The 11,981-nt window shown below is 68.9% G+C and carries 11 protein-coding genes; 10 read left to right on the top strand and 1 reads right to left on the bottom strand.

The window, feature by feature from the left end; all coding sequences use genetic code 11:
* Positions 1 to 74 precede the first annotated feature (74 nt).
* Both KBX50_RS06560 and KBX50_RS06555 read left to right on the top strand, forming a co-directional pair.
* The gene (locus KBX50_RS06560) at positions 75 to 1,178 is read left to right on the top strand and encodes a glycosyl hydrolase 53 family protein (protein ID WP_210935485.1); all 1,104 of its coding nucleotides are present in this window, start codon (positions 75 to 77) and stop codon (positions 1,176 to 1,178) included.
* A gap of 360 nt (positions 1,179 to 1,538) precedes the next feature.
* Entirely contained in the window at positions 1,539 to 2,933 is a 1,395-nt protein-coding gene (locus KBX50_RS06555) for an RICIN domain-containing protein (protein ID WP_210935484.1), read from the top strand.
* An 85-nt stretch (positions 2,934 to 3,018) separates the two neighbouring features.
* Here KBX50_RS06555 and KBX50_RS06550 read toward each other — a convergent pair whose 3' ends face one another.
* Positions 3,019 to 3,789 carry a FadR/GntR family transcriptional regulator gene (locus KBX50_RS06550; protein WP_247673201.1) on the bottom strand — a complete coding sequence of 257 codons (771 nt, stop codon included), beginning with the start codon at positions 3,787 to 3,789 and terminating at the stop codon, positions 3,019 to 3,021.
* Between the two features lie 254 nt (positions 3,790 to 4,043).
* Here KBX50_RS06550 and KBX50_RS06545 point away from each other — a divergent pair, with 254 nt between their 5' ends.
* From KBX50_RS06545 to KBX50_RS06510, 8 genes are all read left to right on the top strand, one after another.
* The gene (locus KBX50_RS06545; protein ID WP_307870865.1) at positions 4,044 to 5,198 is read left to right on the top strand and encodes an extracellular solute-binding protein; all 1,155 of its coding nucleotides are present in this window, start codon (positions 4,044 to 4,046) and stop codon (positions 5,196 to 5,198) included.
* 181 nt (positions 5,199 to 5,379) lie between these two features.
* Positions 5,380 to 6,183 (top strand): sugar ABC transporter permease, encoded by an 804-nt coding sequence (locus KBX50_RS06540; RefSeq protein WP_307870864.1) that lies wholly within the window; start codon positions 5,380 to 5,382, stop codon positions 6,181 to 6,183.
* Positions 6,183 to 7,010, top strand: coding sequence for a carbohydrate ABC transporter permease (locus tag KBX50_RS06535; RefSeq protein ID WP_210935477.1), 828 nt, complete (start codon positions 6,183 to 6,185; stop codon positions 7,008 to 7,010). Before KBX50_RS06540 ends, KBX50_RS06535 begins: the two co-directional genes overlap by 1 nt.
* 1 nt (position 7,011) lies before the next feature.
* Positions 7,012 to 8,250: a mandelate racemase/muconate lactonizing enzyme family protein gene (locus KBX50_RS06530; RefSeq protein WP_210935476.1), complete on the top strand. Its 1,239-nt coding sequence runs from the start codon at positions 7,012 to 7,014 to the stop codon at positions 8,248 to 8,250.
* A gap of 60 nt (positions 8,251 to 8,310) precedes the next feature.
* Complete coding sequence (locus tag KBX50_RS06525; RefSeq protein ID WP_210935475.1) at positions 8,311 to 9,336, top strand: zinc-binding dehydrogenase; 1,026 nt, start codon at positions 8,311 to 8,313, stop codon at positions 9,334 to 9,336.
* Positions 9,333 to 10,094 carry a 2-dehydro-3-deoxy-D-gluconate 5-dehydrogenase KduD gene (kduD, locus tag KBX50_RS06520; protein WP_210935474.1) on the top strand — a complete coding sequence of 254 codons (762 nt, stop codon included), beginning with the start codon at positions 9,333 to 9,335 and terminating at the stop codon, positions 10,092 to 10,094. Before KBX50_RS06525 ends, kduD begins: the two co-directional genes overlap by 4 nt.
* Entirely contained in the window at positions 10,091 to 10,963 is an 873-nt protein-coding gene (locus tag KBX50_RS06515) for an amidohydrolase (protein ID WP_210935473.1), read from the top strand. Before kduD ends, KBX50_RS06515 begins: the two co-directional genes overlap by 4 nt.
* On the top strand, positions 10,963 to 11,943 hold the full coding sequence (locus KBX50_RS06510; protein WP_210935472.1) for an aldo/keto reductase: 981 nt from the start codon (positions 10,963 to 10,965) through the stop codon (positions 11,941 to 11,943). Before KBX50_RS06515 ends, KBX50_RS06510 begins: the two co-directional genes overlap by 1 nt.
* Positions 11,944 to 11,981: the final 38 nt, after the last annotated feature.

Raw genomic sequence — 11,981 nt, 5'->3', positions numbered from 1 at the left:
CGAGACCGTCCGGCAGTCCCGCCGGACGTGCCCGAATCCGTCGGGCACCGCATCCCTGGATGTGAAGGAGCGCCATGAAACCGTCCCTCCGGGTCCTCGCGGCAGTGGTCGTCCTCGCGGCCCCGCTGGCCCTCACCGCTCCCGCGCAGGCGGCCAACACCCTCGCCATGCGCGGCGCGGACGTCTCCTCCCTGCAACGCAGCCTCGATCTCGGGGCCCGCTACTACAACGCCTCCGGCGCGCAGGCCGACCCGTACGACATCCTCGCCTCGAAGGGGGTCAACTACCTGCGGCTGCGGATCTGGAACAACCCGGCCAGCGGCTACAACAACAAGGCCAAGGTGCTTCAGCAGGCCAGGGCGATCAAGGCCAAGGGCTTCAAGCTGCTGATCGACTTCCACTACTCGGACACCTGGGCGGATCCGGGCAAGCAGTATCCGCCTGCGGTCTGGGCCGGCCACTCGCTGAGTCAGTTGCAGGCCGACGTCTACAACTACACCTACGACGTGTGCAGCGCGCTGAAGGCGCAGGGCACCACGCCGGACGCGGTGCAGATCGGCAACGAGATCAACGTGGGGATGCTCTGGCCCGCCGGACAGGTGGTCAACAACGACTTCGCCCCGCTGGCGAGCCTGCTCAAGCGTGGCTACCAGGCCACCAAGGCGTGCCACGGCGGCACCCAGGTGTGGATCCACACGGCGAACGCGGACAGCAACGCCAACGCCCGCTGGTTCTACGACGGAATCCGGGCGCAGGGCGTCACCTGGGACGTCACCGCCTTGTCCTACTACTGCATGTGGCACGGCACGTTGGCCAACCTGTACAACGTCATCGCCGACGTGAAGGCCCGCTACGGCAAACCGGTGGTGATCGCCGAGACGGCGTACCCGTTCACCACCGCCGACGCCGACCACCAGCCGAACGTGATCCCCGGCACCGCGCGCTGCGACAACATCCCGGCCACCTGGTCCGGGCAGGCGCAGCAGTTCAGTTGGGTGCAGAACACCGCACGCAACGCCGGTGCGGTAGGCGTCTTCTACTGGGAGCCGACCTGGCACGCCGTACGCGGCAACGGGTGGGATCCGGCGGACATCAACGGAACCGGCAACGGCTGGGACAACATGGCCGTCTTCGACTGGTCGGGGCGGGTGAACCCGCATCTGTACTGGACGCCGTGACCGTCGTCCGGGCCCGGCAGTCGCCACCGGGCCCGGTGGGCGGGGCGTTCCGTGCCCCTGCGCGGTTCCCGACCGGCCCACGAACACCCGGCAACCGATAGACCTCTGTCGTTTGACGTATGACGTCGTTAACGCTAACTTCGCTGTCACGAGCGGGTGTTGTGGCTGCCGGGAGCCCGATTCTCCGCCGTGGTCCCGCGCCGGCCAGCCGCGACCGTGGGCGCGTCGTCATGCTGGCCGGTGGCGCCGGTGACCAGACCTTTCGCACCACCCCACCGTGCTGACGCCACCACCTGACGCCGGCACATCCCCAGGGCATCCACGGCTGCGCGTGGGTGACCCCGATCGAAGGAGTGGACCATGAAGGCCATCGGTGAGGTTCGTCCCGCCTCTCCACCCAGACGCGGTTGGCGGTCGGGGCTGGCGGCGGCGGCCGCCGCGGTCCTGGCGGCCGGCAGCCTCGTCGCCATCAATGCGGCACCCGCGGCGGCGGCGACCGTGGACCCCAATGCCTGGTATGTGCTGGTCAATCGCAACAGTGGTAAGGCGTTGGATGTGTACGGTCTGGCGACCAATGACGGTGCGCGGATCAGTCAGTGGACGCGTAATGACGGCGCGAATCAGCAGTGGCAGTTCGTGGATTCCGGTGGTGGCTTCTATCGGTTGAAGTCGCGGCATTCGGGCAAGGTTCTGGACGTGTCGAACGCGTCGACCGCTGACGGTGCGGCGATCGTGCAGTGGTCGGACCACAATGGCGCGAATCAGCAGTTTCGGTTGGCTGACTCGGACGGTGGTCATGTTCGGTTGGTGAGTCGGCACAGCGGTAAGGTTGTCGAGGTGCAGGGTGCCTCCACTGCGGATGGCGCGAACGTTGTGCAGTACGCCGACTGGAACGGCGGCAACCAGCAGTGGCAGCTGGCTCGGGTCGACGAGGGTGGCCCCACGTCGCCACCACCGACCGGTGGCACCGGGTGCGGCAAGGCCCCGACGCTGTACAACGGCACGCACACCATCCAGAGCAACGGCAAGAGCCGCCAGTTCATCCTGCGCCTGCCGGCCAACTACAACAACAACAACGCGTACCGGCTGATCTTCGCCTTCCACTGGCGTGGTGGCACCATGCAGGAGATCTCCTCCGGCGGTACCAGTGGGAGCGCCTGGTCCTACTACGGTCAGCAGGAGCAGTCGAACAACAGCGCGATCCTGGTCGCGCCGCAGGGTCTCGGTAACGGTTGGGGCAACGCCGGTGGCGAGGACGTCACGTTCGTCGACGACATGATCCGCCGGATCGAGAGCGACCTCTGCGTCAACACGACGCAGCGCTTCGCCCTCGGCTTCAGCTGGGGCGGTGGCATGAGCTATGCCCTCGCCTGTGCACGGGCCACGGTCTTCCGGGCGGTCGCCGTGATCGCCGGCGCGCAGATCAGCGGTTGCAGTGGCGGTACCCAGCCGATCGCGTACTTCGGTCTGCACGGCATCTCGGACAACGTCCTCAGCATCGGCCAGGGCCGAGGGCTGCGCGACACCTTCGTCCGGAACAACGGGTGCAACGCCCAGAACCCGCCGGAGCCGGGTGCGGGCAGCCGTACGCACATCACCACGGCCTACTCCGGTTGCCGAGCCGGGTACCCGGTGCAGTGGGCGGCCTTCGACAACGGGCACATGCCGGGCCCGGTGGACGGGACCTACGCCGAGAGCGGCATCACCACCTGGACCAAGGGTGAGATCTGGCGTTTCTTCGCCCAGTTCTCCTGATTGGGCCGAGCGCGACGGCGGGTCGCGGTCTCCTGGCGGCAGTGGGAGCCAGGGGGCCGGGCCCGCCGACCCGTCGTGTCCCAGGTCAGCGTTGCAGGCGGGCCGGCTTGCCCGAGCCGCTGCGGCGGACCACCCAGGCCTCGGTGATGTGGGTGAACATCGCCGCCGCCGCCCCTTCCGGGTCGTGGGCGGCGATCCGCTCGTAGATGCGGCGGTGCCCGCGGTTCGACGCCACGCACAGGGAACGCTCGGTGCGACCCATGTACCGGGCGGTGTTCACCACCTGGCTCTCCAGCGCTCGTACGACGCCACGGGCGATGCGGTTCCCGGACGCCTGCATGATCGTGTCGTGGAAGGCCCGGTCGTGCTCGTGGTAGGTGACGTGATCGCCGACCAGCTCGTCCATCCGGTCCACCAGGGCGCGCAGCCGGTCGAGAGTCTCCTGGCCGGCTACCCGGGCGGCGACGTTCGCCATGTCGGATTCCAGCAGGCGTCGGGTGACCACGAGGTCGTCGAGGATGGCGAGGCTGTCGTCCTCGGCGATGGTGGCCGCGAGGACGAGTTCGTCGAGCATGTCCCACATCGAGGGCGGGGTGACCATGGTGCCGGCACCCTGACGGACCTGCACCAGACCCTTCTCCTGGAGAATCTTCACCGCCTCGCGGACGACGGTCCGGCTGACGGAGAAGGTCTCGCAGAGCACGGGCTCGGGGGGTAACGCCGTGCCGGACGGATGCACCCCGCGAACGATGCGTTCCACCAGCTCGGCGGTGACCGCCGTGGCGAGATTGGTGGGGCGGCGCGCCCAGGCCGGGGCGGCCAGATTTTCCAGGGCCGTCTCCTGCGATGGCGTCATGTCCCCCTCCGATTGGCTCGTCGTGCCACGACGTCCAGGGCCAGTGTACGGCGGACTGTTGACGTCAGACGTCATACGAGTTACGTTCTTGATCACGTTGGCTGCGGCAGGCCGTCAGCCATTCCCCTCAGAGGTGAACAACGATGAAACAACGAGCATTGTGGTCAGCCGTCCTCGTTGTGGGACTGGCGACGGCAGGTTGTGGAAGTGCCACCGATACGGGTCCCTCGTCCGGTGGCGGAAACGACAAACTGGTGGTGTGGGACTGGAAGTCCGGCGAGCCTTCCGCCGGACCTTACATCGAGAAGGCGAAGGCCGACTTCGCCGCCAAGCACCCCGACGTGACGGTCGAGTTCGTCGCGCAGCCGTTCGACCAGTACTACACGCTTCTCGGCGCGGCCATTCAGTCCGGCAAGGGCCCGGACGTGATGCTGTTCAACGGCGGCGGTCAGATCCGCGACCGGGTCGATGCGCTGGTGCCCCTCGACGAGTACGTGGCCGAGGACAAGCAGCGGCTCGCCGGTTGGGACGCCTTCAGCAAGGACGGCAAGGTGTACGCCGGTCCGGTGACGCTGCAGGGGCACCCCATCTACTACAACAAGGCGCTCTACGAGAAGGCCGGGCTCGATCCGGCGAGTCCCGCCACCACCTGGGACAAGTTCCTCGCTGACTGTGCCGCCATCGGCAAGGCCGGCGCCAAGTGCTTCGCCCTGGGCAACAAGGAAGGCGCCGGAATCCAGTTCTGGATGTCGGCGCTGGGCTCCGGCATTCTCACCGCTCAGGAGTACGACGACTGGATCGCGGGCAAGCGCGACTGGAACTCGCCCAACGTGAAGCGGATCTTCGAGCTCTGGAAGGAAGCCGGCGACGCCGGCCTGAACAACGACGGGGCCAACTCGACCGCGATGTTCAACGACTCGTTCGCGCTCTTCCAGTCCGCCAAGGCCGCGCACGTCATCGGGCTGATGTCGGACGTGGGCCACTGGAAGGACTTCAACGAGTTCCTGACGCCCGAAAAGCTCGGCGTGATGAGCGCTCCGGTGGTCACCGCCGGCACCACGCCGAGCCTGGCCTATGACGGTGGTATCGGGTACGCGGTGGCGAAGTGGACCAAGGATCCCAAGGTCGCCGCCGACCTGGTGCGATCGCTGACGTCGACCGAGGCGCTCCAGGCGTTCTACGCCGACGCCGGTGCGATCGCCGCCGACACCACCATCGACGTGTCGCAGGCCGGTCCGGCCGCCGCCACGATCGTCGCCGCGCTGCAAAGCGGTAAGCCCGCCCTGCACGTGGCGCTCTCCTCGAAGACCCTGGACCTGATGGGACGGGTCTCCCAGCAACTGCTCAGCGGCTCGATCAGCGTCGACGAGGCGGTGAAGCAGCTGGCAGCTTCCGACCAGGCGGGCTGATTTCGTGCCGATCGGAAACGCAGAGCCGTCGGTCCGTCCGGTTCCTCCCGGACGGACCGACGGGGCGGCGGCCGGGTCCGCCGGCCCCCGTCGTGGTGCCGGCTCACGGTCCGTCCGCGGCGGCTCGCGGGCCGAGCGCTTCGCCCCTTACGTCCTGGTCGCACCCGCCATTCTGATCATCGTGGTGCTGCGGCTGTATCCGTTGCTGCTCGGCGTCAACTTCTCCTTCACCGGAGACGGCGAGCGCAACGGTCAGACGGTGGGCCTCGACAACTACCTTGAGTTGATCGATGACCCGTTGTTCCGCACCGCGCTGGGCAACGTCGGCCTGCTGGTGCTGCTGCTTCCGGTGGCGGTGGCGATCCCCGGGCTGCTCGCGACGTTCATCTACCTCCGGGTGCCCGGGCACCGCTTCTACCGCAGCGTCTACTTCTTCCCGGCGGTGCTCTCACCGGTCATTGTCGGCGCGATCTTCAATCTGCTGCTCGCCTTCGACGGCCCGGTCAACGCCGTGTTCGAGGCGGTCGGCATCAGCCCGGTGGACTGGCTCGGGGATCCCGACGTCGCGATGTTCGTGGTGGTCGGCGTACACATCTGGGCCACCTTCGGAATGGCACTTGTGGTGTTCCTGGCCGGCTTCGCGACCCTGGACGCCGCGCTGTTGGACGCGGCCCGGGTGGACGGTGCCGCACTGCCCCAGGTCATCCGGCACGTGATCATCCCAGGTCTGTCCCGCACCATCGCGTTCGTCGCCGTGACCACCATGGTCGGGATGCTGACCTCGATGTTCGGCCTGCTCTACGTGATGACCAGCGGCGGGCCGGAAGGGTCCACCTATCTCCCGGAGTACTACATCTGGATCCAGCAGGGCCAGATGAATCGGCCCGCCCTCGCCTCGGCCGCGTCGACGGTGCTCTTCGTGATCATGCTCGTCGTGGGGCTGCTCCAGGTGAAGCTGCTCAGGCGGGCGGGAGGTGAGGACTGATGTCCCGGGTACGACTGAGTCGGTGGCTGCTGGCCATCCCGATGTCGCTGCTCGCGCTGGCGACGATCTACCCACTGCTGTTCACCGTCAACGTGGCGATGAAGACCCGGCGCGACTACATCCTCGACCGGTTCTCCCTGACCGACACCCTGCGCTGGGACAACATCAGCGCGGCGTGGAACAGCGTCGGCATGGACCGGTACTTCGTCAACTCCCTGATCGTGGTGACGTCGTCAGTCGTCCTGCTGCTGTTGCTCGGGTCGATGGCCGGCTTCGCCCTGAGCCAGCTTCGGTTCCGTGGCTCCTCGGCGCTGTTCCTGGGCTGCCTCGCGGGCCTCTTCGTGCCGTTCCAGGTGATCATGGTGCCGCTCGCCCGGATCATGGCCGACACCGCCCTCATCGACACGTACCCCGGACTGGTCCTGGTCTTCGTGGCCCAGTTCCTGCCCTTCACCGTCTTTCTGATGACGAGTTACTACAAGACCATTCCGCGGGAGATCATCGACGCGGCCAGGATCGACGGCAACAGTGTGTACGGCGTGTATCGCCGGATCATGCTGCCGTTGGGCACCCCGGCCCTGCTGTCGGTCGGCATCCTCAACGCGTTGTTCTGCTGGAACGACGTCCTGATGTCGCTGGTGATGATGCCGTCGGCGGATCACCGCACGCTCATGGTCGGCGTGACCTCGCTGCGTGGCCAGTACTCCGACGACATCCCCACCTTCGCCTCCGGGGTGCTGATCGCCGCGATACCGGTCCTCGTGGTCTACCTCTTTCTCCAGCGCCAGATCGCCGACGGCGTCGCCGCCGGCTCCACGAAGGGCTGAAATGCGCATCACCGGTTATCGGACGCTCACCACGGTCCAGGAATGGGGGCGCCCGGTCGGCGACGCCAACGGCGTCTTCGCCGACGGGAGGGTCCCGGTGCCGATCGTCGTAGTGGAGACCGACGAAGGGCTGTCGGGTGTCGGCATCGGCCCGCACGTCGAGATCGAGCGGATCTTCGCGGCCATCGACGGTGAAGATCCCCGTGCGGTGACGACGCTCTACGACCGCATGCTGCGCCACACCTTCAAGGCCGGTCACGCCGGCCCGGTGTTCGGCACCATCGGCGCACTCGACACGGCACTGTGGGACATCAAGGCGCAGGCGGCCGGCCAGCCGCTGTGGCGCTTGCTGGGCGGCCGCGACCGCCGGGTTCCGGCGTACGCGTCCGGGCTCGACATCGCCCTGAGCGACGAGGAACTCGTCTCGGCCTACATCCGTTACGCCGAGCACGGGCTGCGGGCCGCCAAGCTCAAGGGCGGTCTCGACATCGAGCATGACCGACACCGGCTCCACCTGGTCAAGGAGGTCCTGGCCGAGGCCGGCCACGGACTGCGGCCGGGTCTGATGCTCGACGTCAACGAGGCGTGGACCCGCAAGCAGGCCGTCCGGCACGTCTGCGAACTCGAACGCACCCTCGACCTCATCTGGATCGAGGAGCCGGTCCGGCGCTGGGACGCCGAAGGGCTCGCCGCCGTCGGCCGGGGGGTGCGCGCCTCCGTCGCCACGGGGGAGAACCTCACCGGGCTGGAGCAGTACCGCCCGCTGATCGCCGCCGGCGCGGTCGACGTCGTCCAGACGTCCGCGGTCGGGGGAGTCACCCACTTCCTACGGGTGTCCGCCCTGGCACACGCCTACGACCTGCCGGTCAGCCCGATCGGCAACAGCCCGCTCGGGCTGCTGCACGCCGCCACCTCGGTGCCGAACCACCTGACCAGCGAGTTGCAGGATCTCTGGCCGCCGGTCGGTGTCTCCGTCGACGCGCACGTCGAAGACGGGTGCTTCGTCCTTGGTGACTCACCCGGACTCGGCCTTCGCGTGGACGAACAGCGGATTCAGGCCGTGGACCGGCACCCCCAGGCGCCGGCCGACGACGGCCCGAACGTCCGGCCGGAGCAGGCCGGGCGACGGCTGCTGGCGGCGACGGACGGCGTCCTGCCCGCCACCGCTGGTTTCCCGCTGACCCGGGCTGTCACCCCGGCACACAACAGCAACCAGGTGTCGCCGACCGGAAGTCACTGAACGGGACCGACGGTGGTGGCCGGTGACGCGAGCGGCGTGCGGCATTGATACGGAGGATCGATGAAGGCAGTGGTCTACCGGGGAGCACGGCATCTCGGGATCGAGGAACGTGAGCCGGCGGCACCCGGGCGCGGTGAGTTGGGGATATCGGTGGCCTACACCGGGATCTGCGGCACCGACCTGCATATCTACCACGGAGACATGGACTCCCGGGTCGGTGCCGCCGCGATCATCGGGCACGAGATGTCCGGGCGGATCGCGGCGCTGGGCGAGGGCGTCACCGGCTGGTCCGTCGGCCAGCCGGTGACGGTGCTGCCGACCAGATGGTGCGGACAGTGTGCCGCCTGTCGGCGCGGTAACTCGCACATCTGCCACGCCATGAACTTCCTCGGCATCGACTCGCCCGGCGCCATGCAGTCAGTCTGGAACGTGCCGGCGGAACTGGTCCTGCCGCTGCCGGAGGAGCTGCCGCTCGACCAGGGAGCACTCGTCGAACCGGTCGCCGTCGCCGTGCACGACGTACGGCGTGGCGAGGTGGCCTCGGGCGATCACGTGGTCGTCGTGGGCGGGGGGCCGATCGGGGTGCTCATCGGCACCGTCGCCCAGGGTCGCGGTGCGCGGGTACTGCTCGTCGAGCCGGACCCGACTCGACGCGCCGTGGCGGGCGACATCGGCATCGAGGCGGTCGATCCGGCCGCGATCGACGTGGCGGCGTTTGTCGCCGACCGGACCGACGGCGCGGGTGCCGACGTCGCCTTCGAGGTCTCCGGTGCCGCGGCGGGTGTCGCCACCGCGGTCGAGGTGCTGGCTGTCCGGGGGCGGCTGGTGATGGTGGCGATCCATCCCCGACCCCGGGAGGTGAACCTGCACCGGTTCTTCTGGCGCGAGCTGGAGCTGCTGGGTGCCCGCCTCTACCAGCGCGACGACATGGCGGAGGCGATCAGGTTGGTCGCCTCCGGCGCGATCCCGGCACGGCAGCTGATCTCCCGGGTCGACCCGCCTGAGGCGGCGACTGCGGCGTTCACCGCGCTGGAGGGTGGCGGTGTGATGAAGGTGCTACTGGACTGGCGGGAGGGCAACCGGTGACGAATCCGTTCGACCTGTCCGGGCGGACCGCCGTGGTGACCGGCGCCCGGCGGGGTATCGGCCTGGCCATGGCCGAGGCGCTGGCCCGGGCCGGTGCCGACGTCGTGGGTGTCTCCGCGCACCTGGAGCCGGAGGGGAGCGAGGTGGAGCGCCGGGTGCGCGCCACCGGTCGACGGTTCACCGGGCTGCGCGCCGATCTGGCCGATCGTACGGCCGTGCGCCGGCTGGCCGGCGAGCTTGTCGCGCTCGGACCGATCGACATCCTGGTCAACAACGGCGGTACGATCGCCCGCGCCCCGGCCGTCGATCACCCCGACGAACTCTGGGACCATGTGATCGAGGTGAACCTGAACAGCCAGTTCGTGCTGAGTCGGGAGATCGGTCGGACAATGGTCGAACGCGGCCACGGGAAGATCATTTTTACCGCGTCCCTGCTCAGCTTCCAAGGCGGCATCACGGTGCCCGGGTACGCCGCCTCGAAGTCGGGCGTGGCCGGTCTCACCAAGGCCCTGGCGAACGAGTGGGCGGCGCACGGGGTGAACGTGAACGCCATCGCCCCTGGCTACATCGCCACCGACAATACCCGGGCTCTGCGCGAGGACCCCGAGCGCGACCAGGCGATTCTCGCCCGGATACCGGCCGGTCGGTGGGGTGCCGCCGATGACCTCGGTGGTGCCACGGTGTTTCTGGCCTCGGCGGCCTCCGACTACGTCAACGGGATCGTGCTGCCGGTCGACGGAGGGTGGTTGGGCCGATGACCGACGCAGCTCCGGGGGCGGCCGGCATCGTCGACGCCCACCACCACCTGTGGGTCCGGGCACGGCATCCGCAGCCGTGGATCGACCCGGTGACCATGGCGGCCATCGACGCCGACTTCGAGCTGGCCGACCTGGCCCCGCTGGCCCGGGCGGCGGGTGTCACCAGCACCGTCGTCGTACAGTCCATCGCCTCGGCGAGGGAGACCGTGGACCTGCTCCGGGTCGCGGCCGACGACGTGCTGGTCGGCGGTGTCGTCGGTTGGGTCGACCTGACGGCCGACGACGTCGCCGACCGTCTCGACCGGCTGCGCGCCGCGCCCGGCGGGCAGCGCCTGGTCGGCATCCGTCATCTCGTGCAGAGCGAGACCGACCCGGCCTACCTCGATCGCCCGGACGTCCGCCGGGGCATCGCCGCGGTGGGTGCCGCCGGCCTGGTCTTCGACCTGCTGGTGCGGCAACACCAGCTGCCCATGGCCGCCCGGTTGGCCCAGGACCTGCCCGAGGTGAGCTTCGTCCTCGACCACCTCGGCAAGCCCGCACTGGGCACCCCAGAGTTCGACGACTGGAAGCGCGACCTGCGGGCGCTCGCCGAAGCAGCCAACACGACGGCGAAGGTGTCCGGCCTGACGACCGAGGTGCCCCGGTCCCCCTGGTCGACGGCTGATCTCCGACCTGCCGTCGACCACGCACTCGACGTGTTCGGGCCGCAGCGGCTGATGTTCGGCTCGGACTGGCCGGTGTGCCTGCTCGCCAGCTCGTACCCTCGCTGGATCGAGGCGGTCACGGAACTGCTGGGCGACCTCGACCCGACCGACCGCGCAGCGTTCTGGGAGGGTACCGCCCGTCGTTCTTACCGACTGGGGGCGTAATGAGGAAGCACGTACTGCCGCGTCGTCCGGCGATCGGCCTCACCGAGTTGGGCTTCGGCGCTGCCCAGGGCGGCAACCTTTACCGGGCGACCACGGACGAGGAGTTCGTCGCCGCCGTCGACACCGCCTGGGATGCGGGCGTGCGGTACTACGACACCGCGCCGCACTACGGCCTCGGGCTGTCCGAACGTCGCCTGGGCAGCGCCCTGCGGCACCGGCCGCGCGACGAGTACGTGGTGTCGACGAAGGTGGGGCGACTCCTGGTGCCGTCGCCGCAGAACGAGCACCTGCGCGACCCCGAGGGGTTCGACGTTCCCGCGAGCCATGGTCGGGTCTGGGACTTCAGCCGCGACGGGGTACGCCGCAGCATCGAGGCCAGCCTGGAGCGCACCGGCCTGGACCGGATCGACATCGCCTACCTGCATGACCCCGACGATCACTGGGAGCAGGCCGCCACCGAGGCCGTGCCCGCCCTGGTCGAGTTGCGTGACCAGGGCGTGGTCGGTGCGATCGGGGCCGGCATGAACCAGTCGGCGATGCTCGCGCGGTTCGTCCGGGAGACCGACGTGGACGTGATGATGTGTGCCGGTCGGTACACCCTGCTCGAACAGGGCGCGGCCGGTGACCTGTTGCCGCTCGCGCAGAGCCGGGGAGTGGGTGTGGTGATCGCGGGTGTCTACAACTCGGGACTGCTGTCCCGGGACCACCCACCCGCCGACGCGCTCTACAACTACCAGCAGGCGCCACCGGAGCTGATCGAGCGGGCCCGGCGGATCGCCGAGGTCTGTGACCACCATGGTGTCACCCTGCCGCAGGCGGCGCTGGCCTTCGTGCGTCGGCACCCGGCCGTGGTCTCGACGGTGGTAGGTGTGCGTAACGGGACGCAGATGACGGAGACCGTACGGCGCTCGGCCGCGGTCGTGCCCGACGAGTTGTGGCGGTCACTGGCCACCGCCGGGCTGCTCGCCTCGGCAGGATGACGCTCGAAGATCGGATATGACGACGTCGAGCACACATC

The sequence above is a fragment of the Micromonospora sp. C51 genome, assembly GCF_018070435.1.
GTDB lineage: Bacteria > Actinomycetota > Actinomycetes > Mycobacteriales > Micromonosporaceae > Micromonospora > Micromonospora sediminimaris.
The sequence above is the reverse complement of the archived record's forward strand: the minus strand, read 5'-3'. Positions and strand labels throughout refer to the sequence as shown.